At 68.7% G+C, this 21,695-nt stretch carries 20 protein-coding genes; 11 read left to right on the top strand and 9 right to left on the bottom strand.

Going from position 1 to position 21,695, the window contains the following annotated elements; all coding sequences use genetic code 11:
- Window positions 1-8 precede the first annotated feature (8 nt).
- The 4 genes from sigM to trxA all read left to right on the top strand — a co-directional run bounded on the left by sigM (window position 9) and on the right by trxA (window position 3,146).
- The gene (sigM, locus tag ACWDYJ_RS00550) at window positions 9-719 is read left to right on the top strand and encodes an RNA polymerase sigma factor SigM (RefSeq protein ID WP_451563218.1); all 711 of its coding nucleotides are present in this window, start codon (window positions 9-11) and stop codon (window positions 717-719) included.
- Window positions 716-1,669, top strand: a complete 954-nt coding sequence (locus tag ACWDYJ_RS00545; protein WP_451563217.1) for an anti-sigma factor family protein — start codon at window positions 716-718, stop codon at window positions 1,667-1,669. The genes sigM and ACWDYJ_RS00545 overlap by 4 nt, the downstream gene beginning before the upstream one ends.
- A 124-nt stretch (window positions 1,670-1,793) precedes the next feature.
- Entirely contained in the window at window positions 1,794-2,753 is a 960-nt protein-coding gene (gene trxB / locus ACWDYJ_RS00540; RefSeq protein WP_451563216.1) for a thioredoxin-disulfide reductase, read from the top strand.
- 51 nt (window positions 2,754-2,804) lie between these two features.
- A complete protein-coding gene (gene trxA / locus ACWDYJ_RS00535) occupies window positions 2,805-3,146 on the top strand; it encodes a thioredoxin (protein WP_451563215.1) in 342 nt (113 codons plus the stop codon).
- A 70-nt stretch (window positions 3,147-3,216) separates the two neighbouring features.
- On the opposite strand, the gene ACWDYJ_RS00530 is transcribed toward trxA, so the two are convergent.
- The 9 genes from ACWDYJ_RS00530 to rpmH form a co-directional block, all read right to left on the bottom strand.
- On the bottom strand, window positions 3,217-3,834 hold the full coding sequence (locus ACWDYJ_RS00530) for a GNAT family N-acetyltransferase (protein ID WP_451563214.1): 618 nt from the start codon (window positions 3,832-3,834) through the stop codon (window positions 3,217-3,219).
- Between the two features lie 118 nt (window positions 3,835-3,952).
- Window positions 3,953-5,038, bottom strand: coding sequence for a ParB/RepB/Spo0J family partition protein (locus ACWDYJ_RS00525; RefSeq protein WP_451563213.1), 1,086 nt, complete (start codon window positions 5,036-5,038; stop codon window positions 3,953-3,955).
- Window positions 5,035-6,138 (bottom strand): ParA family protein, encoded by a 1,104-nt coding sequence (locus ACWDYJ_RS00520; RefSeq protein ID WP_451563212.1) that lies wholly within the window; start codon window positions 6,136-6,138, stop codon window positions 5,035-5,037. Before ACWDYJ_RS00520 ends, ACWDYJ_RS00525 begins: the two co-directional genes overlap by 4 nt.
- Before the next feature lie 263 nt (window positions 6,139-6,401).
- The gene (gene rsmG, locus ACWDYJ_RS00515) at window positions 6,402-7,121 is read right to left on the bottom strand and encodes a 16S rRNA (guanine(527)-N(7))-methyltransferase RsmG (RefSeq protein ID WP_451563211.1); all 720 of its coding nucleotides are present in this window, start codon (window positions 7,119-7,121) and stop codon (window positions 6,402-6,404) included.
- A gap of 116 nt (window positions 7,122-7,237) precedes the next feature.
- The gene (locus ACWDYJ_RS00510; RefSeq protein WP_451563210.1) at window positions 7,238-7,750 is read right to left on the bottom strand and encodes a Jag family protein; all 513 of its coding nucleotides are present in this window, start codon (window positions 7,748-7,750) and stop codon (window positions 7,238-7,240) included.
- A gap of 15 nt (window positions 7,751-7,765) precedes the next feature.
- Complete coding sequence (gene yidC / locus ACWDYJ_RS00505; protein ID WP_451563209.1) at window positions 7,766-8,872, bottom strand: membrane protein insertase YidC; 1,107 nt, start codon at window positions 8,870-8,872, stop codon at window positions 7,766-7,768.
- Window positions 8,873-8,875: 3 nt separating this feature from the next.
- A complete protein-coding gene (gene yidD / locus ACWDYJ_RS00500; RefSeq protein ID WP_075970728.1) occupies window positions 8,876-9,157 on the bottom strand; it encodes a membrane protein insertion efficiency factor YidD in 282 nt (93 codons plus the stop codon).
- Window positions 9,154-9,528, bottom strand: a complete 375-nt coding sequence (gene rnpA, locus ACWDYJ_RS00495; protein ID WP_451563208.1) for a ribonuclease P protein component — start codon at window positions 9,526-9,528, stop codon at window positions 9,154-9,156. Before rnpA ends, yidD begins: the two co-directional genes overlap by 4 nt.
- 21 nt (window positions 9,529-9,549) lie before the next feature.
- On the bottom strand, window positions 9,550-9,687 hold the full coding sequence (gene rpmH, locus ACWDYJ_RS00490) for a 50S ribosomal protein L34 (protein WP_008741645.1): 138 nt from the start codon (window positions 9,685-9,687) through the stop codon (window positions 9,550-9,552).
- A 357-nt stretch (window positions 9,688-10,044) separates the two neighbouring features.
- On the opposite strand from rpmH, the gene dnaA reads away from it, so the two are divergent.
- The 7 genes from dnaA (at window position 10,045) to gyrA (ending at window position 21,695) form a co-directional block, all read left to right on the top strand.
- Entirely contained in the window at window positions 10,045-11,796 is a 1,752-nt protein-coding gene (gene dnaA, locus ACWDYJ_RS00485; protein ID WP_451563207.1) for a chromosomal replication initiator protein DnaA, read from the top strand.
- Window positions 11,797-12,661: 865 nt separating this feature from the next.
- On the top strand, window positions 12,662-13,792 hold the full coding sequence (gene dnaN, locus ACWDYJ_RS00480; protein ID WP_451563206.1) for a DNA polymerase III subunit beta: 1,131 nt from the start codon (window positions 12,662-12,664) through the stop codon (window positions 13,790-13,792).
- Window positions 13,793-13,954: 162 nt separating this feature from the next.
- Window positions 13,955-14,902, top strand: a complete 948-nt coding sequence (gene gnd, locus ACWDYJ_RS00475) for a phosphogluconate dehydrogenase (NAD(+)-dependent, decarboxylating) (RefSeq protein ID WP_451563352.1) — start codon at window positions 13,955-13,957, stop codon at window positions 14,900-14,902.
- 72 nt (window positions 14,903-14,974) lie between these two features.
- Complete coding sequence (gene recF, locus ACWDYJ_RS00470; RefSeq protein WP_451563205.1) at window positions 14,975-16,120, top strand: DNA replication/repair protein RecF; 1,146 nt, start codon at window positions 14,975-14,977, stop codon at window positions 16,118-16,120.
- The gene (locus ACWDYJ_RS00465) at window positions 16,117-16,644 is read left to right on the top strand and encodes a DUF721 domain-containing protein (protein ID WP_451563204.1); all 528 of its coding nucleotides are present in this window, start codon (window positions 16,117-16,119) and stop codon (window positions 16,642-16,644) included. The genes recF and ACWDYJ_RS00465 overlap by 4 nt, the downstream gene beginning before the upstream one ends.
- 337 nt (window positions 16,645-16,981) lie before the next feature.
- Window positions 16,982-19,042, top strand: coding sequence for a DNA topoisomerase (ATP-hydrolyzing) subunit B (gene gyrB / locus ACWDYJ_RS00460; RefSeq protein ID WP_451563203.1), 2,061 nt, complete (start codon window positions 16,982-16,984; stop codon window positions 19,040-19,042).
- Between the two features lie 40 nt (window positions 19,043-19,082).
- Window positions 19,083-21,695: a DNA gyrase subunit A gene (gene gyrA / locus ACWDYJ_RS00455; RefSeq protein WP_451563202.1), complete on the top strand. Its 2,613-nt coding sequence runs from the start codon at window positions 19,083-19,085 to the stop codon at window positions 21,693-21,695.

The following is a 21,695-nucleotide window of genomic DNA, read 5'->3' as shown; positions in this document are numbered from 1 at the left end:
GCCCACCGTTGGACGACGTGACAACCGGCGGCCGCAGCGACCAGGAACTCCTGGCCCTGCACGCCGGTGGAGACCCCGACGCCTTCGGTGAGCTCGTACGCCGCCACCGCGACCGGCTGTGGGCCGTCGCGCTGCGGACCCTCGGTGACCGGGAAGAGGCCGCCGACGCCGTGCAGGACGCCCTGGTCTCCGCCTACCGGGCCGCCCATACCTTCCGCGGCGAGTCGGCCGTCACCACCTGGCTGCACCGCATCACGGTCAACGCATGCCTCGACCGCGCTCGCAAGGCCGCCTCCCGCCGGACCTCGCCCCTCGACGACATGGACCGCCTGGAGCGCCTTCTGGAGCCCCACGAGTCCGCCGAGGCCCCCGCGGAGCGTCAGGACCTCCACCGCCAGCTCCTGGCCGCCCTCAGTACCCTCCCGCCCGATCAGCGGGCCGCGCTCGTCCTCGTGGACATGCAGGGGTACCCCGTCGCCGAAGCCGCCCTCATCCTCGGTGTCCCCACAGGCACCGTGAAGAGCCGGTGCGCGCGGGGCCGGGCGAAACTCGTCCCGCTGCTCACTCATCTGCGCACGAACGCCGGGGATAACACCGCCGCGGAACGGGGAAGGAACCGGACGCCGGGGACATCCGTCCCACCAGCGGCAGACTCCAAGGATTCCGGCACGAGGGATCCAGACCCAGACGCTGTGAAGGGCGGAGGTGGACGACCGTGAGCCCCACGACCGGCACGACCCGGCACCCGGAGGTCTCGGAGATCTCCGACCTGACCGAAGGACTGCTCTCCCCGTCCCGCACCGCCGAAGTGCGCCGCCATCTCGGGGACTGTGCCCTGTGCGCCGACGTACGCACCTCCCTCCAGGAGATCCGGTCCCTCCTCGGCACCCTTCCGGGGCCGCCGCGGATGCCCTCCGCCATCGCCGGTCGGATCGATGCCGCCCTCGCCGCCGAGGCGCTCCTCGACGCGACGAGCTCCCGGTCCACCCCCGCACCCGCCCGCACCGACAGCACCGACGGCACCGACCGCGATGTTTCACGTGAAACATCGCCCGCCGCCGTCGGCCGGCGCGAGGACCGCCGTCCCACCGGTCACCCCTCCGGCTCGACCGGCCCCGGCCGGCGTCGCGCCCGCCGCCGGATCGCGCTCCTCGCCGGCCTCGCCGGGGCCGCCGCCTGCGCCCTCGGTGTCTTCCTGGTCAGCGGACTCACCGGCACGGCCTCCCATGACACCGCCACGCACGGCGACGCCGCGAGCGCTTCCAGCCGCTCGGTGGAAGGCGAGTACACCGCTCAGGGCCTCCAGGACAAGGTCCGGCAGCTCCTCGCCGTCGGGACCGCCGGGACGGACATGCGGAGCGCGCCGGCGGAGACCGACAAGACCATGGGGCTGGAGAACGCCTCCCCCGGTCTGGCTCCCTCCGACCGGCAGGCTCCGCCGGAGTCCTCCCCGGTCCCGCCCTGCGTCCGGCAGTCCATCGGCCGGGCCGACATCCCGCTCGCCGCCGAACTCGGGACCTACCAGGGCACGGCCGCCTACCTCGTCGTACTGCCACATGCCGGCGACTCCGCCCGGGTGGACGCCTACTTGGTGTCCGCCAGTTGCGCGGACGCCCCCTCACGGACACCGGAAAAGCCTCTTCTGACCAGCACGTACCCACGGCCCTGACACGTGCGGGTCCTGTCCTGGACAAGCTGGGAATGCACGCGCCGTAGGATCCGTTGGGTGGGGTGAGAGTCCGAACCGGCCCCCGGTAGGCAGCACGCAGTCCGCAGAGACGAGGAAAGCACCCGTGAGCGACGTTCGAAACGTGATCATCATCGGCTCCGGGCCGGCCGGTTACACGGCCGCCCTGTACACCGCACGCGCTTCGCTCAACCCCCTGGTCTTCGAAGGGGCCGTCACCGCCGGTGGCGCGCTGATGAACACCACCGAGGTCGAGAACTTCCCTGGTTTCCAGGACGGCATCATGGGGCCGGACCTCATGGACAACATGCGCGCCCAGGCGGAGCGTTTCGGCGCCGAACTCGTCCCGGACGACATCGTGGCCGTGGACCTCACCGGTGAGATCAAGACCGTGACCGACACCGCCGGCACCGTGCATCGTGCCAAGGCCGTCATCGTCACGACCGGCTCCCAGCACCGCAAGCTCGGCCTGCCGAACGAGGACACCCTCTCCGGCCGCGGTGTCTCCTGGTGCGCCACCTGCGACGGGTTCTTCTTCAAGGAGCAGGACATCGCCGTGGTCGGTGGCGGTGACACCGCGATGGAGGAGGCGACCTTCCTCTCCCGCTTCGCCAAGTCGGTCACCATCATCCACCGCCGTGACAGCCTGCGTGCCTCCAAGGCCATGCAGGACCGCGCCTTCGCCGACCCGAAGATCTCCTTCGCCTGGGACAGCGAGGTCGCCGCGATCCACGGCGAGCAGAAGCTCTCCGGTCTGACCCTGCGCAACACCAAGACCGGTGAGACCTCCGAGCTGCCCGTGACCGGCCTCTTCATCGCCGTCGGACACGACCCGCGCACCGAGCTCTTCACCGGGCAGCTGGACCTCGACGACGAGGGCTACCTCAAGGTCGACGCGCCGTCCACGCGCACGAACATCACCGGTGTCTTCGGCGCCGGCGACGTCGTGGACCACACCTACCGCCAGGCGATCACGGCGGCGGGCACCGGCTGCGCCGCCGCTCTCGACGCCGAGCGTTTCCTCGCCGCCCTCGCGGATGCCGAGCACGCGCACGCGACCGTCTGATCCCCCCGCTCCACCCCTCACCCCACACCCCGCAGGAATAAGGAGGCCGCTGTGGCCGGCACCCTCAAGAACGTGACCGACGCCGACTTCGACACCGAGGTCCTCGCCAGCGACAAGCCCGTGCTGGTGGACTTCTGGGCAGCCTGGTGCGGCCCGTGCCGCCAGATCGCGCCGTCCCTCGAGGCCATCGCCGCCGAGTACGGCGATCAGATCGAGATCGTCAAGCTGAACATCGACGAGAACCCGGCGACGGCCGCCAAGTACGGCGTCATGTCCATCCCGACCCTGAACGTCTACAAGGGCGGTGAGGTCGCCAAGACCATCGTCGGCGCCAAGCCGAAGGCTGCCATCCTGCGTGACCTCTCGGACTTCGTCGAGGTCAAGGCCGTCTGACGGACACACCGCACGTGAAACGGGGCCGCCCCTCCAGGGGCGGCCCCGTTCGCGCATCCGGACTCACCGCTCACAGCGGACGCAGCACCGGCTCCTTGCGCGCCCCGCCGAGCAGCCGGTCCAGCGCGAGCTCCACGTCTTCCTTCCACGACAGCGTCGTGCGCAGGTCCAGCCGCAGGCGCGGGTGCGCCGGATGCGGGCGGACCGTCTTGAAGCCCACGGCCAGCAGGTGGTCGGCCGGCAGCAGGCAGGCAGGCCGCTCCCACCGGGCGTCGCCGAACGCCTCGATCGCTTTGAATCCCCGCCGCAGCAGATCCTTGGCGACCGTCTGGACCATCACCCGCCCCAGCCCCTGGCCTTGATACCCCGGCATGATCCACGCCGTGATCAGCTGCACCGCGTCAGGGGAGACCGGACTGGTCGGAAACGAGGCAGCGCGCGGCACGTAGGCAGGCGGTGCGTACAGCACGAACCCCACCGGGACCTCGTCCACGTAGACCACCCGGCCACAGGAACCCCAGTCCAGCAGGACGGCGGAGATCCAGGCTTCCTTCTCCAGCTCCGCAGTGCCCGCCTTCACGGCGGACTCACCACTGACGGGATCCAGTTCCCAGAACACACAGGACCGGCAACGCCTGGGCAGGTCCCCGAGGTTGTCCAGCGTGAGCGGTACCAGCCGACGACCCATGACGGCATCGTATCCACTGACCACCCCTTCTTCGAGTGCGGACAGCCCCGGCACGGCAAAGCAAAAGGGCGGACCGCACCGGCTTCGACCGGCACGATCCGCCCCTCGTCGGCCCGGACTACTCCCCGGAAAGGCCCTGCTCCAGCACTCGGCCCTCGCCCGGCGCCAGCGTCCCCAGAATCCGTTCCAGATCCTCCATGGACGCGAACTCGACGGTGATCTTGCCCTTCTTCTGGCCCAGATCCACCTTCACCCGCGTTTCGAACCGGTCCGACAACCGTGTCGCCAGCTCGCTGAGCGCCGGAGCCACCCGGGCGCCCGCCCGCGGGCCCTTCGACTTCACCCCACTCGAAGGCTCCGAGGCCATCAGCGTCACGATCTCCTCGACCGCGCGCACCGACAGACCCTCGGCCACGATGCGGTGCGCGAGCCGGTCCTGTTGCTCGGAGTCCTCCACCGAGAGCAGTGCCCGCGCGTGACCCGCCGACAGCACACCTGCTGCCACCCTGCGCTGCACCGAGGGGGAGAGCCTCAGCAGCCGCAGTGTGTTCGAGACCTGGGGACGGGAACGGCCGATCCGGTCGGCCAGCTGGTCGTGCGTGCAGTTGAAGTCCTGGAGCAGCTGGTCGTACGCGGCCGCCTCCTCCAGGGGGTTCAAGTTCGCCCGATGCAGGTTCTCCAGGAGCGCGTCCAGCAGAAGCTTCTCGTCGTCCGTCGCCCGGATGATCGCCGGGATGCGCTCCAGCCCGGCCTCGCGGCACGCGCGCCAGCGGCGCTCACCCATGATCAGCTCATAGCGGCCCGGCGCCGACTGCCGTACGACCACCGGCTGGAGCAGACCGACCTCCTGGATGGAGGTCACCAGCTCCGACAGCGCGTCCTCGTCGAACACCTCACGCGGCTGGCGCGGGTTCGGCTTGATCGAGTCCATCGGGAGTTCCGCGAACGTCGCCCCCGCCACCTCGTTGGTCTCCGGCTCGGCCGGCAAAGCGACGCCCGCCGATGCCTCCCTCGATGTTTCACGTGAAACATCGGCCTGCGCCAGCGAAGCGAGCTTCGCCGCGGCGATGCCTCGCTCCGATGTCAGCACCGGCAGGGCCGAAGGAGACGTGGACCCCTCACCCACCCCCGGCGTCCTTTCCTGCGGAGCCGCCGGAATCAACGCGCCGAGCCCCCGCCCCAGACCTCTACGTCGCTCGCTCACTGGATCCCCTCCGCCACACTCTGCGTGCTGTTCATGCCCGTGCCCACATGGGCGTGCTGGGCGTCGTACTGGATTCCGGCCCCCCGCAGCGCGATCTCCCGCGCCGCCTCCAGGTAGGAGAGGGAACCGCTGGAACCCGGGTCGTACGTGAGTACCGTCTGCCCGTAGCTCGGGGCCTCCGAGATACGCACCGACCTGGGAATGCTCGTGCGCAGCACTTCCTTGCCGAAGTGGGTGCGCACCTCCTCCGCCACCTGAGAGGCCAGCCGCGTCCTGCCGTCGTACATCGTCAGCAGGATCGTCGAGACGTGCAGCGTCGGGTTCAGGTGCGCCCGCACGAGGTCCACATTGCGCAGCAGCTGACCCAGTCCCTCCAGCGCGTAGTACTCGCATTGGATCGGGATCAGCACCTCCGCGCCGGCCACCATGGCGTTGACGGTCAGCAGGCCCAGGGAGGGCGGGCAGTCGATCAGGATGTAGTCGAGCGGCTGCTCGTACGCCTGGATCGCCCGCTGGAGCCGACTCTCACGGGCCACCAGCGACACCAGCTCGATCTCGGCACCCGCCAGGTCGATCGTAGCCGGAGCACAGAAGAGCCCCTCCACATCGACCACCGGCTGGACGACCTCCAGCAGCGGCCGGCTGTCCACGAGTACGTCGTAGATGGACGGCACGTCCGCGTGATGGTCGATACCCAGCGCCGTGGAGGCATTGCCCTGCGGGTCGAGGTCGATGACGAGGACCCGCGCACCGTGCAGAGCGAGCGAGGCCGCCAGGTTCACGGTCGTCGTGGTCTTTCCGACGCCGCCCTTCTGGTTGGCCACCACCATGACCCGGGTCCGCGGAGGCCGCGGCAGACGAGCGCCGGCACGCCCCAGCGCCTCGACCGCCAGCTGGGCGGCCCGGCCGATGGGGGTGTCGTCGTCGTTGTCGTCGTTGTCTACGAGGGGCGGAGGCAATGTTTCACGTGAAACATCCTCGCCCGGCGATTCAGAGCGGGGACCGGGGACCGGATCGGCCATCGGCCCCGCGAGGTTGGCGTCGGACCGCACGGTGTCACTCTCCTCGGCAGCGGGCTCGCGATGGAGAGAGCCTGCCATGTCACCAGGGTCGCGAACCAGCGGGGCCCGTACTTCTGTGGAGGAATCCACCGTTGTGGACAACTCTGTAACCCCCGCGGCCTTGCGGTGACGGGGGGCCGCAGCCGCACGGCCGCGGCTGATGATTCCGTGCAGCAGAGAGCGACGTTTCACGTGAAACAAGATGCCCGGACGGGGACTTCAGGCCGCTACGACACTCCGAAATGCATACCTATAGGGCCCACACGCCCGAAATCTCCGCCGGAACCGCGTGCCTGGCACGGTCAACGACGCCTGCGCGTCGTCCGTCCTACTCGCGCGGCCTTAGCCCGCTTGGCCGCGAACCTCACCCCACCGGGGCTTTCTCCGACCTCGACCCGGATCACCGTGGACAGGGGATCCACGACACCGGCGCCCACATGAAGCACCGAGGTCTTCACCACACCGAGCTTCGCCAGCGCGGCCTTAGCCGCCACCAGCTCCTCCTCCGCAGTGTCACCCTTCAGCGCCAGCATCTCCCCGTACGGACGCAGCAGCGGCACGCCCCAGCCCGCCAGCCGGTCCAGGGGGGCCACCGCCCGAGCCGTCACCACGTGCACCGGCTGGACCTTGCCGAGAACCTCCTCGGCCCGCCCGCGCACCACCGTCACGTGGTCCAGCCCCAGCAGCTCCACAGCTTCCTGGAGGAAGTTCGTACGGCGCAGCAGCGGCTCCAGCAGCGTGATCTTCAGATCCCGCCGGACGAGAGCCAGCGGGATACCGGGCAGACCCGCACCCGAGCCCACATCGCACACGGTGACGCCCTCGGGCACCACCTCGGACAGCACCGCGCAGTTCAGCAGGTGCCGCTCCCACAGCCGGGGCACCTCACGCGGGCCGATCAGACCGCGCTTGACCCCCGCATCCGCGAGCAGCTCCGCATACCGCACAGCTTCCGGGAAAAACTCACCGAACACCGCGCGCGCCTCTTCAGGCGCCGGGGGAAGCTCTGCTGCCTCCGTCACGGGGACCGTCCTTCCGTACAGAACCGCTACCGCTCAAACCGTGTGGTTCAACTGTCAGGCTTACAAACATCGGCCCCGCCTGCGACACAGACGGGGCCGACCATTCAATGCTCCGGTCAGGCCGGGAGCACAACGACGAAGCGCTGCGGCTCCTCGCCCTCGGACTCGCTCTTGAGACCGGCGGCCGCCACGGCGTCGTGGACGACCTTCCGCTCGAACGGCGTCATCGGAGCCAGCTTCAGCGGCTCACCCGAGGCCTTCACGTCCGCCGCTGCCTGGGCGCCCAGGGCCGTCAGCTCCTCGCGCTTCTTCGCCCGGAAGCCGTCGATGTCCAGCATCAGCCGGCTGCGGTCACCGGTCTCCCGGTGCACGGCGAGGCGCGTCAGCTCCTGCAGAGCCTCCAGAACCTCACCGTCGCGGCCCACGAGCTTCTGCAGATCGCGGCTGGGGGAGTCACTGACGATCGACACCGCGGCCCGGTCGGCCTCGACGTCCATGTCGATGTCACCGTCCAGGTCGGCGATGTCCAGCAGACCCTCAAGGTAGTCGGCCGCGATCTCACCCTCCTGCTCGAGGCGGGTCAGGGTGTCGCCACTCTCAGCGGCGGCGGTGGTGGTGCCTTCCGTCACGGGAGGGACTCCTTCTTACTTCTTGGAGGGCTTGCTGGGGGGCGTCTGACGCTTCGACTTCGTCTGCCGCTTCGGCTGCTGCCGCTTCGTGGCGACACCGCCGCTCGCGGCGTCCGCGTCCGCGGTGGCTTCAGAACTCTTGATCACGGAGCCGTCCGCCTGAGCGGCCATGCCCTGCTTCGTCAGCGCGGTGATGAACTTGCGCTCGTTGTCGTTGCGGTCCGGGCCCTTGGCCACGATCGCCGCGACGATCTTCCTCTTGCTCCGGCCCTTGACGTTGCCGTGCGCGCTGACCTGCTTCAGCAGACGGGTCAGGTACTGGTCCTGCGCCATGCTGCCCGGCGTCGGGTTCTGGTTGATCACGTACATCTGCTGACCCATGGTCCACACGTTCGTGGTCAGCCAGTAGACGAGAACACCGACGGGGAAGTTGATGCCCATGACCGCGAAGATCACGGGGAAGATGTACATCAGCATCTTCTGCTGCTGCATGAACGGCGTCTTGACCGACAGGTCGACGTTCTTCTGCATCAGCTGACGCTGGGTGTAGAACTGCGACAGCGACATCAGGATGATCATGATGGCGGTGACGACACGCACATCGACGATCGAGGCGTTCAGTTCCGCGACCTTCGCGGCACTGTCGGTGAACGTCGCCGCGAGCGGCGCCCCGAAGATGTGTGCCTCACGCGCGCTCGCCAGGAGCGGCCCGTCGATCTCGCCGATCTCCTTGCCGCTGGCGATGCTCGAAAGCACGTGGTACAGCGCGAAGAAGAACGGGGACTGCGCCAGGATGGGAAGGCACGAGGAGAGCGGGTTGGTACCCGTCTCCTTGTACAGCTTCATCATCTCTTCGGACTGACGCTGCTTGTCGTTCTTGTAGCGCTCCTGGATCACCTTCATCTTCGGCTGGAGCGCCTGCATGCCCCGCGTCGCCTTGATCTGCTTCACGAAGAGCGGGATCAGACAGATACGGATCAAAATCACCAGAGACACGATGGACAGGCCCCAGGCCCACCCACTGTTCTCACCGAAGACCGCTCCGTACAGCGTGTGGAACTGGACGATGATCCACGAGACAGGTGTGGTGATAAAGCTGAACAGGCTGGCAATCGTGTCCACTAATCAGGCTCCTTGAGCATTGCGAGATCTACGCAACGCACTGCGCAGCTGCTCGTGCCAACGCGGGCGTTTCCGGGGTGGGACATGATCCACACCACCCGGGGACCACGGATTGCACCGCAGGATCCGCCAGGCGGTCAGAACCGTCCCCTTCACCGCACCATGCCGGTCGATGGCCGTGTACCCGTAGTGCGAACACGACGGGTAGTAGCGGCACACCGGTCCGAGCAGCGGACTGATCGTCCACTGGTACAGCTTGATCAAAGCGAGCAGCGGGTACTTCATCGAGCCACGCCTCCCAGCAGCCGCGCCAGGGCGGCGTCCAGGTCACGGGCCAGCTCGTCGAGGCCGGCATCGCCCGCTCCGGGCAAAGCCCGCACCACCACCAGGCTACCGGCGGGCAGCTGAGCCAGCCGGTCGCGGACAAGATGGCGCAAACGGCGCTTCACCCGATTACGGACGACCGCGACGCCAACAGCCTTGCTGACGACGAAACCCGCACGCGGCGAGGGATGGATCTCCCCCGGCGCGTGCGGGTCCGTTGCACCGCTTGTACGTAGGTGGACGACAAGGAGCGGGCGTCCAGCCCGCCGGCCTCGGCGTACCGCGCTCGCGAAGTCTTCACGCCGCCTCAGCCGATTTTCGGGAGACAGCACGACGTCACGACCTGCGCGTTGTTACGCGGAAAGGGCGGCGCGGCCCTTGCCACGACGGTTCGCAAGGATCGCGCGACCGGCACGGGTACGCATCCGCAGGCGGAAGCCGTGGGTCTTGGCACGACGACGGTTGTTCGGCTGGAAGGTGCGCTTGCTCACTCGGGGGCTCCAGAGAATGAATCGTTGAGGCGGAACATCGCCTGGCTGTCACCGTGCGCCCACGAGGAACTCGCGTGTTCGCCCGAGTGGACACCGCTAATGATCACTAGGAGTGACCTACGCCCATCGGTAGGCAGGCGGCAGCAGCCATCGACAACTCGACCTCGTTACGGTACGCGCGGCTACGCCATCCGGTCAAACCGAGCCCGGCCTGCCGCACACTGTGCACAGGCTGTGGACAACGACTTGAACCCTGACCACCGGCCTGACTACCGTTGCCTGATCCCTGTTTTTTTGTCCCGACCGTCCCAAAGAACCACACATTCGTGGGACGGGACCTGTGAGAGAGCGTGCCCTGTGGCTGACGTACCTGCCGATCTTGCCGCAGTGTGGCCACGCGTGCTCGAGAAGCTTCTCGGGGAGGGTCAGCAAGGCATCGAGCCGAAGGACAAGCAGTGGGTCGAACGCTGCCAGCCGCTCGCCCTCGTCGCCGACACCGCCCTGCTCGCCGTCCCCAATGAATGGGGCAAGCGCGTCCTGGAGGGCCGTCTCGCTCCGCTCATCAGCGACGCGCTCAGCCGGGAGTGCGGCCGGCCCATCCGGATCGCCATCACCGTGGACGACTCCGCCGGCGAGCCCTCGCCGTCCGCCCCCCAGCACGAGGGCTACGAGCCGTACGGCGGCCAGCGCCCCGGCGGCCACACCGGACCGGGCGGACCGGGCGGCCCGGGGGACGACCAGCTCCCCTCCGCCCGCCCCGCCTACCCGGACTACCAGCAGCAGCGCCCGGAGCCCGGCGCCTGGCCCCGCGGCGGCCAGCAGGACGAGTACGGCTGGCAGCAACAGCGCCTCGGTGGATTCCCGGAGCGCGACCCGTACGCCTCCCCGCAGCCCGGCTACCTCCAGCAGCCGGAGCCCGGCGGCTACGACCAGGGCGGCTACGAGCAGCAGAAGTACGAGCCCCAGCGCTACGAGCAGCAGCAGTACGAGCAGCCCGCTCCGCGCCCGGCGCCCGGCCGGCCCTCGCCGCCCCAGGCCCCGCCCGGCGGCGGCTCCTCCTCCGGCCCGCTGGAACCGACCGCCCGGCTGAACCCCAAGTACCTCTTCGACACCTTCGTCATCGGCGCTTCCAACCGCTTCGCGCACGCCGCCGCGGTGGCCGTCGCCGAGGCGCCGGCGAAGGCGTACAACCCCCTCTTCATCTACGGGGAGTCGGGCCTCGGCAAGACGCACCTGCTGCACGCCATCGGGCACTACGCGCGCAGCCTCTACCCGGGCACCCGCGTGCGGTACGTGAGCTCGGAGGAGTTCACCAACGAGTTCATCAACTCGATCCGCGACGGCAAGGGCGACGCCTTCCGCAAGCGCTACCGCGAGATGGACATCCTGCTCGTCGACGACATCCAGTTCCTCGCGAGCAAGGAGTCGACGCAGGAGGAGTTCTTCCACACCTTCAATACGCTCCACAACGCGAACAAGCAGATCGTGCTGTCCTCGGACCGGCCGCCCAAGCAGCTCGTCACCCTGGAGGACCGGCTGCGGAACCGCTTCGAGTGGGGCCTGATCACCGACGTCCAGCCGCCCGAGCTGGAGACCCGGATCGCGATCCTGCGCAAGAAGGCCGTCCAGGAGCAGCTCAACGCCCCGCCGGAGGTGCTGGAGTTCATCGCCTCCCGCATCTCGCGCAACATCCGCGAGCTGGAGGGGGCGCTGATCCGGGTCACGGCCTTCGCGAGCCTCAACCGGCAGCCGGTCGACCTGGGTCTGACCGAGGACGTCCTCAAGAACCTGATCCCGGGCGGCGAGGACAGCGCGCCCGAGATCACCGCCTCCGACATCATGGCGGCCACCGCCGACTACTTCGGGCTCACCGTGGACGACCTGTGCGGCTCCTCGCGCAGCCGGGTCCTGGTCACCGCCCGGCAGATCGCCATGTACCTGTGCAGGGAGCTCACGGACCTGTCACTGCCCAAGATCGGGGCCCAGTTCGGAGGCCGCGACCACACCACCGTCATGCACGCGGACCGCAAGATCCGCGCCCTCATGGCGGAACGCCGGTCCATCTACAACCAGGTAACGGAGCTCACGAACCGCATCAAGAACGCCTGAGGCGGACTCCCGGTGGCCGCGTCGGGGCCTCCTCACACCCCAAGACAGGGCGCTTCCGGAGCGAACCGGGGGCGCCCTTCTTCGTCCGTGCGCCTGCGGTCTGTTCGAATACGCCCCCTGAAGGGCAAGTCATCCACAGATTGGCCGACTTTCTTCCGTCCACAGACTGGGGACAGGCCCCGTCACCCACAAAGTTGTCCACAGGGCCCGGCCTTGAGGGCCCATCAGGGCAGGTCACTCCCCTGTGGAATTGTGCGCAAGCGTTGTCCACAGCCTGTGGACAGAAAAACCGTCCACAGGGCCGTCCACGCCTCTGTCCACCGCTGACCCACAGGATCCCCGATGCTGTGCACAGGATCCGAGCGGTTCTCCACACCGTTGTCCACTGTTCGGCAACCAGGCACCTCCTGTCACCGCCCCGAGTGAAAGCCGTCACACGGATGTCGACGTTTGGTCTGTGGACCACTGGGGAAAACCTGGGGACGCACCTGTGGAGTAATCGGGGTCACCTGGGGACGGCCTGTGCAGAACTTTTTGTTCTCCACAGAGATGCCAGGTTGTCCACCGGCGCCACCCACAGGGTGTGGGGATAAAAAACCGGGGCTGACCTGCAAAAACAGGGTTATCCACCGTATCCACAGGCCCTACTACTACTCCCATGGATAGATAGGCCGGATTCGGTTTTCAAGCAGGTCCTGTGCACAACTCGGCGGATCGCCGTCCCGACGCCCCGCTCCCGACTTGACCGCCAGCCGCGACGACTGTCGGCGCCGTACGTCAGACTGGTCCCCGGCATCGGTCGAGGCATCGACGAGCCGACGACGAAGGCCGGCAGACGAGCGAGCAACAGCAGGAGGCGGTTCCGGTGAAGATCCGGGTGGAGCGCGACGTACTGGCGGAGGCGGTGGCCTGGGCTGCCCGCAGCCTCCCGGCCCGGCCGCCGGTACCCGTCCTCGCAGGCCTGCTGCTCAAGGCCGAGGACGGCCTGCTGAGCCTCTCCGGCTTCGACTACGAGGTCTCGGCCCGCGTCTCCGTCGAGGCCGACGTGGAGGAGGACGGCACCGTCCTGGTCTCCGGCCGGCTCCTCGCCGACATCTGCCGCGCCCTGCCCAACCGCCCGGTGGAGATTTCCACAGAGGGTGTACGGGCGACCGTGGTCTGCGGCTCCTCGCGATTCACACTCCACACCCTGCCTGTGGAGGAATACCCGGCGCTGCCGCAGATGCCGACCGCGACCGGCACCGTGCCCGGCGAGGTCTTCGCCTCCGCCGCCGCCCAGGTCGCCATCGCCGCCGGCCGCGACGACACGCTGCCCGTGCTGACCGGTGTCCGCATCGAGATCGAGGGCGACCGCGTCACCCTGGCCTCCACCGACCGCTACCGCTTCGCGGTCCGCGAGTTCCTGTGGAAGCCGGAGAACCCGGACGTCTCGGCCGTGGCCCTGGTGCCCGCCAAGACGCTCCTGGACACCGCCAAGTCCCTGACCAGCGGTGACACCGTCACCATCGCGCTGTCGAGCTCCGGCCAGGGCGAGGGCCTCATCGGCTTCGAGGGCGCGGGCCGCCGTACGACGACCCGGCTGCTCGAGGGCGACCTGCCGAAGTACCGCACGCTCTTCCCGACGGAGTTCAACTCCATCGCGGTGATCGAGACCGCCCCGTTCGTCGAGGCGGTCAAGCGCGTGGCTCTCGTCGCCGAGCGCAACACCCCGGTCCGCCTCAGCTTCGAGCAGGGCGTGCTCATCCTGGAAGCCGGGTCCAGCGACGACGCACAGGCTGTGGAACGCGTCGACGCGAAGCTGGAGGGCGACGACATCTCGATCGCCTTCAACCCGACCTTCCTGCTGGACGGCCTGAGCGCGATCGACGCGCCGGCCGCGCAGCTGAGCTTCACCACCTCCACCAAGCCGGCCCTGCTCAGCGGCCGCCCGGCGGTCGACGCGGAGGCGGACGAGGCCTACAAGTACCTGATCATGCCGGTGCGTCTCTCCGGCTGACGTTCTTCCCCGTCGGGCCCGGTCTCGCAGTCTGCGAGGGCGGGCCCGACGCCGTCAGGCGGCTCGCGGCCCGTGCTCCGGCCCGCCTGGTGAGTCCTGGACGACGCAACGGGCCGTGGGGCCCCGGCCCACGGCCCGGCGTAGGCTCGGATCCGGTGGGCGATCCCGGCGCGTCGCACGACACGGTCAGGGCAGCCCCGGCACAGACGGCCACAACGTTTAAGGAACCTCTTGATGGAGCTTGGTCTCGTCGGTCTCGGCAAGATGGGCGGCAACATGCGCGAGCGCATCCGCCGCGCAGGCCACACCGTCATCGGATACGACCGCAACCCGGACCTGGCCGATGTCCACAGCCTGCGGGAACTTGTGGACAGCCTCCAGGCTCCCCGCGTGGTGTGGGTGATGGTCCCGGCGGGCGCGGCGACGCAGTCCACCGTCGACGAGCTGGCGGACCTGCTCTCGCCCGGCGACATCGTCGTCGACGGCGGGAACTCCCGCTGGACCGACGACGAGAAGCACGCCGAGGAGCTGAAGGCCAAGGGCATCGGCTTCGTCGACTGCGGCGTCTCGGGCGGCGTCTGGGGCCTGGAGAACGGCTACGCGCTGATGTACGGCGGTGAGGAGAAGCACGTCGCCGCCGTCCAGCCGGTCTTCGACGCCCTCAAGCCCGAGGGTGACTTCGGCGCCGTCCACGCCGGCAAGGTCGGCGCGGGCCACTTCGCGAAGATGGTCCACAACGGCATCGAGTACGCCATGATGCAGGCCTACGCCGAGGGCTGGGAGCTCCTGGAGAAGGTGGACTCGGTCACCGACGTCCGCGAGGTGTTCCGGTCCTGGCAGGAGGGCACGGTCATCCGCTCCTGGCTGCTGGACCTCGCGGTGAACGCGCTGGACGAGGACGAGCACCTGCAGCAGCTGCGCGGCTACGCGCAGGACTCGGGCGAGGGCCGCTGGACGGTCGAGGCCGCGATCGACAACGCGGTGCCGCTGCCCGCGATCACCGCCTCGCTGTTCGCCCGCTTCGCGTCCCGCCAGGACGACTCCCCGCAGATGAAGATGATCGCCGCGCTGCGCAACCAGTTCGGTGGCCACGCCGTCGAGAAGAAGTAGTCGAGAAGAAGCAGCAGCAGTACAGAGCAGTACAGAGCAGAGCAGCAGGAAGCCGGGGGAGGTCGGCGCCGTATGCACGTTTCGCATCTCTCATTGGCCGACTTCCGCTCGTACGCCCGGGCCGAGGTTCCCCTCGGTCCGGGCGTCACGGCTTTCGTGGGCCCGAACGGCCAGGGCAAGACCAACCTCGTCGAGGCCATCGGCTACCTGGCGACGCTCGGCAGCCACCGGGTCTCCTCGGACGCCCCCCTCGTACGGATGGGCGCGGACCGGGCGATCATCCGCGCCGCCGTGACCCAGGGCGAACGCCGGCAGCTGGTGGAGCTGGAGCTGAACCCGGGGCGGGCGAACCGGGCCCGGATCAACCGGTCCTCGCAGGTCAGGCCGCGGGATGTGCTGGGGATCGTCCGTACGGTGCTGTTCGCGCCGGAGGACCTGGCCCTGGTGAAGGGCGACCCGGGCGAGCGGCGCCGGTTCCTCGACGAACTGGTCACGGCGCGCTCGCCGCGGATGGCGGCCGTCCGCTCCGACTACGAACGGGTGCTCAAGCAGCGCAACACCCTGCTGAAGTCGGCCGCGATGGCGCGCCGGCACGGCGGCCGTTCCATGGACCTCTCCACGCTCGACGTGTGGGACCAGCACCTGGCGCAGGTGGGCGCCGAGCTGCTCGCGCAGCGGCTGGACCTGATCGCGACGCTGCTGCCGCTGGCGGACAAGGCCTACGAGCAGCTGGCGCCCGGCGGCGGCCCGCTGGGGCTCACGTACAAGTCGTCGGCGGCCGAGACCGGCCAGGCGGCCGACCGTGCCGAGGCGCGTACCCGGGAGGCGCTCCACGAGGTGCTCCTGGCCGCCCTCTCGGAGGTGCGCAAGCAGGAGATCGAGCGCGGCGTGACCCTGGTCGGCCCGCACCGTGACGACGTGCTGCTGCGGCTGGGCGAACTCCCGGCGAAGGGGTACGCGAGCCATGGCGAGTCCTGGTCGTTCGCGCTGGCGCTGCGCCTGGCCTCCTACGAGCTGCTGCGCTCGGAGGGCGCCGAGCCGGTGCTGATCCTGGACGACGTCTTCGCCGAGCTCGACACCCGCCGCCGCGAGCGGCTTGCGGAGCTGGTGGCGCCGGGCGAGCAGGTCCTGGTGACGGCGGCGGTGGACGATGACGTTCCCGGCGTGCTGAAGGGGACGCGGTTCGGGGTGTCCGGCGGCGAGGTGACCCGGCTGTGAGCGACGGCGAGCAGGAGAAGCGCAAGCCCCCGCAGCTGTCCGGGGTGGATCTGGCCCGGCAGGCGCTGGCCGCCGCGCGGGAGCAGGCGCGCGCCCGGGGCAACGCGGCGGGCGGCAAGAAGCGGCAGCAGCATCCCGGGCTGCGCTCCGGCGCGCGTGCGGACGGCAGGGATCCGATGCCGCTGATGGCCGCGCTGGCCCGGCTGCGCACGGAGCACGGGTGGGAGATGCCGATCGCGGTGGCCGGTGTGATGGAGCGCTGGGCGGAGATCGTCGGCCCGGACATCGCGGCGCACTGTGAACCGGAGCGGTACGAGGACCGTGAACTCCTCGTACGGTGCGATTCCTCGGCCTGGGCCGCGCAGCTGAAGCTGCTGGCCCCGCAGCTGGTGGCGCGGCTGAACGCGGACCTCGGGCAGGGCACGGTACGGCTGATCAAGGTGCAGGGGCCCGCCGGGAGGCCGAAGGGGTACGGGCCGTGGCGGGCGCCGGGCAGTAAGGGTCCGGGCGACACCTACGGGTGAGCCCGCCGTCCCGGACGCGCGGCTCGCAGGCCGACGCGGCGGTCGGCGGCGGGTGGTGTCCCTCACGGTAGTGACGGGTTGACAGCCCGAAGCGCTGGATGCCCGTGTGAGCCACTTTGAGCCCCTCCCTGGATATGGGGAGTCGGAGAGTAGAGGTTCAGGGCGGCACATGCGTACTCAGGTACCGGCAAACCCCCATTCATGTCCGTGGTACCGGTAGACTGGAGCCAATCCCGCGCGCATGCGGGATCCGTCGACTTAACGCCGACTACACGCTGACAACGCAGATTGACGCAGCCGCTCCAGCTTGCATGCCTGCTGGCCCGGAGTACGGCCTGTGCTGTGCCAGAAAGGGCGCTTCGTGGCCGATTCCGGCGACCCCATCGAGAAGAACGAGTCCACCACCGGCGGCGAGGCCGGTGAGTCTTCGTACACCGGCAGCAACATCCAGGTCCTGGAGGGCCTGGATGCCGTCCGCAAGCGCCCCGGCATGTACATCGGGTCCACGGGCGAGCGCGGGCTGCACCACCTCGTCCAAGAGGTCGTCGACAACTCCGTCGACGAGGCCATGGCCGGTCACGCCGACACGATCGACGTGACGATCCTCGCGGACGGCGGCGTGCGCGTCGTCGACAACGGCCGCGGTATCCCGGTCGACATCGTCCCGTCCGAGGGAAAGCCCGCCGTCGAGGTGGTGCTGACCGTCCTGCACGCGGGCGGCAAGTTCGGCGGCGGCGGCTACGCCGTCTCCGGCGGTCTGCACGGCGTGGGTGTGTCCGTCGTGAACGCGCTGTCGACGCGCGTCGCGGTCGAGGTCAAGCGTGACGGCTACCGCTGGACGCAGGACTACAAGCTCGGCGTCCCGACGGCTCCCCTCGCCAAGAACGAGCCGACCGACGAGCACGGTACGACGGTGACGTTCTGGGCCGACTCCGACATCTTCGAGACGACCGACTACTCCTTCGAGACGCTGTCGCGGCGCTTCCAGGAGATGGCCTTCCTCAACAAGGGCCTGACCCTGTCGCTGACGGACGAGCGCGAGTCGGCGAAGGCCACGGTCGGCGCCGACGACCCGGACGCGGACGCGGTCGAGCCCTCCGCGCGCACGGTGAAGTACCACTACGAGGGCGGCATCGTCGACTTCGTGACGTACCTCAACTCGCGCAAGGGCGAGCTGATCCACCCGACCGTCATCGACGTCGAGGCCGAGGACAAGGAGCGCATGCTCTCGGTCGAGATCGCGATGCAGTGGAATTCGCAGTACACGGAGGGGGTCTACTCCTTCGCGAACACGATCCACACGCATGAGGGCGGTACGCACGAGGAGGGCTTCCGTGCGGCCCTGACCGGTCTGGTGAACCGTTACGCGCGCGAAAAGAAGTTCCTGCGCGAGAAGGACGACAACCTCGCCGGCGAGGACGTCCGCGAGGGTCTGACGGCGATCATCTCGATCAAGCTGGGCGAACCGCAGTTCGAGGGCCAGACGAAGACCAAGCTGGGCAACACGGAGGCCAAGACCTTCGTGCAGAAGGTCGTCCACGAGCACCTCAACGACTGGTTCGACCGCAACCCGAACGAGGCCGCGGACATCGTCCGCAAGTCGATCAACGCGGCCACGGCGCGCGTCGCGGCCCGCAAGGCCCGTGACCTCACCCGTCGCAAGGGTCTGCTGGAGAGCGCCTCGCTGCCGGGCAAGCTGTCCGACTGCCAGTCGAACGACCCGACGATGTGCGAGATCTTCATCGTCGAGGGCGACTCGGCCGGCGGCTCGGCCAAGTCCGGCCGCAACCCGATGTACCAGGCCATCCTGCCGATCCGCGGCAAGATCCTGAACGTCGAGAAGGCGCGCATCGACAAGATCCTCCAGAACACCGAGGTCCAGGCGCTGATCAGCGCCTTCGGTACCGGTGTGCACGAGGACTTCAACATCGAGAAGCTCCGCTATCACAAGATCATCCTGATGGCGGACGCCGACGTCGACGGCCAGCACATCAACACCCTGCTGCTGACCTTCCTGTTCCGCTTCATGCGGCCGCTGGTCGAGGCCGGTCACGTGTACCTGTCCCGCCCGCCCCTGTACAAGATCAAGTGGGGCCGCGAGGACTTCGAGTACGCGTACTCGGACCGCGAGCGCGACGCGCTGGTCGAGCTCGGCAAGCAGAACGGCAAGCGGATCCGCGAGGACTCGATCCAGCGCTTCAAGGGTCTGGGTGAGATGAACGCCGAGGAACTGCGCATCACCACCATGGACACCGATCACCGTGTCCTCGGCCAGGTCACCCTGGACGACGCGGCGCAGGCCGACGACCTGTTCTCGGTGCTGATGGGTGAGGACGTCGAGGCGCGGCGCTCCTTCATCCAGCGCAACGCCAAGGACGTTCGCTTCCTCGACATCTGAGTCGGCTCTCATGGCCGCACGAAAGGACTGACGACCAGCAATGGCCGACGAGATCACCCCCACGCCTGAGAATCCGCAGGCCGAGGGCCTTGCCATGCGTGTCGAGCCGGTCGGGCTCGAGACGGAGATGCAGCGCTCCTACCTCGACTACGCGATGTCCGTCATCGTCTCGCGCGCGCTCCCGGACGTACGGGACGGGCTCAAGCCCGTACACCGCCGTGTGCTGTACGCGATGTACGACGGCGGTTACCGGCCCGAGAAGGGCTTCTACAAGTGCGCCCGTGTCGTCGGTGACGTCATGGGTACGTACCACCCGCACGGCGACTCCTCGATCTACGACGCCCTGGTCCGCCTGGCGCAGCCGTGGTCGCTGCGGATGCCGCTGGTGGACTCGAACGGCAACTTCGGCTCCCCGGGCAATGACCCGGCGGCCGCGATGCGCTACACCGAGTGCAAGCTGATGCCGCTGGCCATGGAGATGCTCCGGGACATCGACGAGGAGACCGTCGACTTCACGGACAACTACGACGGCCGCAACCAGGAGCCGACGGTCCTGCCGGCGCGCTTCCCGAACCTGCTGGTCAACGGCAGTGCCGGTATCGCGGTCGGCATGGCGACGAACATCCCGCCGCACAACCTCCGCGAGGTCGCGGCCGGTGCCCAGTGGGCGCTGGAGCACCCGGGGGCCTCGCACGAGGAGCTCCAGGACGCGCTCATCGAGCGGATCAAGGGCCCGGACTTCCCCTCCGGCGCCCTGGTCGTGGGCCGCAAGGGCATCGAGGAGGCGTACCGCACCGGTCGCGGCTCCATCACGATGCGCGCGGTGGTGGAGGTCGAGGAGATCCAGAACCGCCAGTGCCTGGTGGTCACGGAACTCCCGTACCAGACCAACCCCGACAACCTGGCGCAGAAGATCGCGGACCTGGTGAAGGACGGGAAGGTCGGCGGCATCGCCGACGTCCGTGACGAGACCTCGTCGCGGACCGGCCAGCGCCTGGTCATCGTCCTGAAGCGCGACGCGGTCGCCAAGGTCGTGCTGAACAACCTGTACAAGCACACCGACCTCCAGACGAACTTCGGCGCCAACATGCTGGCGCTGGTGGACGGTGTGCCGCGCACGCTGTCGATCGACGCGTTCATCCGCCACTGGGTGACGCACCAGATCGAGGTCATCGTCCGGCGTACGAAGTTCCGCCTGCGCAAGGCGGAGGAGCGCGCGCACATCCTGCGCGGTCTGCTCAAGGCGCTGGACGCGATCGAAGAGGTCATCGCGCTGATCCGGCGCAGCAACACGGTCGACATCGCGCGCGAGGGCCTGATGGGCCTCCTCGAGATCGACGAGATCCAGGCGAACGCGATCCTGGAGATGCAGCTGCGCCGGCTGGCCGCTCTGGAGCGGCAGAAGATCGTGGCGGAGCACGACGAGCTCCAGGCCAAGATCAACGAGTACAACGCGATCCTGGGCTCCGAGCAGCGTCAGCGGACGATCGTCAGCGAGGAACTGGCGGCGATCGTCGAGAAGTTCGGTGACGACCGGCGTTCCAAGCTGGTGCCCTTCGACGGCGACATGTCCATGGAGGACCTGATCGCCGAAGAGGACATCGTCGTCACGATCACGCACGGCGGTTACGTCAAGCGCACCAAGACCGAGGACTACCGCTCGCAGAAGCGCGGCGGCAAGGGCGTGCGCGGTACGAAGCTGAAGCAGGACGACCTGGTCGACCACTTCTTCGTCTCCACCACGCACCACTGGCTGCTCTTCTTCACGAACAAGGGCCGCGTCTACCGGTCCAAGGCGTACGAGCTGCCGGACGCCGGCCGCGACGCGCGCGGGCAGCACGTGGCGAACCTGCTGGCCTTCCAGCCGGACGAGAAGATCGCCCAGATCCTCGCGGTGCGCGACTACGACGTGGCGCCCTACCTGATCCTGGCCACCAAGGGCGGCCTGGTGAAGAAGACGGCGCTCAAGGACTACGACTCGCCCCGTTCGGGTGGCGTCATCGCCATCAACCTCCGGGAGACCGAGGACGGCAGCGACGACGAGCTGATCGGCGCGGAGCTGGTGTCCGCCGCGGACGACCTGCTGCTGATCAGCAAGAAGGCGCAGTCGATCCGCTTCACGGCGACCGACGACGCGCTGCGTCCGATGGGGCGTGCCACTTCGGGTGTGAAGGGCATGAGCTTCCGCGAGGGTGACGAGCTGCTTTCCATGAGCGTGGTGCGGCCCGGTACCTTCGTCTTCACCGCCACCGACGGCGGTTACGCCAAGCGGACTCCGGTGGACGAGTACCGCGTCCAGGGACGTGGTGGTCTGGGCATCAAGGCCGCCAAGATCGTGGAGGACCGCGGTTCGCTCGTGGGCGCGCTGGTGGTCGACGCGACGGACGAGATCCTCGCCATCACGCTCAGCGGTGGTGTGATCCGTACGCGCGTCAACGAAGTCAGGGAGACCGGCCGTGACACCATGGGCGTCCAGCTGATCAACCTGGGCAAGCGCGATGCCGTGGTCGGCATCGCTCGTAACGCCGAGGCCGGTCAGGAAGCTGACGAGGTCGACGAGATCGAGACAGAGATCGAGACCGAGGCAGCCGACGGACAGGCCGCCGAGGCCGCCGGGGGCACGCAGCCCTCGGCTGGGGAGCACGAGGAGTAA

It is taken from the genome of Streptomyces sp. NPDC003042 (assembly GCF_053591315.1).
This window is presented reverse-complemented; position numbering and strand designations above follow the sequence as displayed.

Excerpts from the sequence above, each read along its gene's own strand:
- yidD (WP_075970728.1), bottom strand. The coding sequence starts at position 9,157 with ATGAAGTACCCGCTGCTCGCTTTGATCAAGCTGTACCAGTGGACGATC.
- ACWDYJ_RS00530 (WP_451563214.1), bottom strand. The coding sequence starts at position 3,834 with ATGGGTCGTCGGCTGGTACCGCTCACGCTGGACAACCTCGGGGACCTG.
- recF (WP_451563205.1), top strand. The coding sequence starts at position 14,975 with ATGCACGTTTCGCATCTCTCATTGGCCGACTTCCGCTCGTACGCCCGG.
- gyrA (WP_451563202.1), top strand. The coding sequence starts at position 19,083 with ATGGCCGACGAGATCACCCCCACGCCTGAGAATCCGCAGGCCGAGGGC.
- ACWDYJ_RS00520 (WP_451563212.1), bottom strand. The coding sequence starts at position 6,138 with ATGGCAGGCTCTCTCCATCGCGAGCCCGCTGCCGAGGAGAGTGACACC.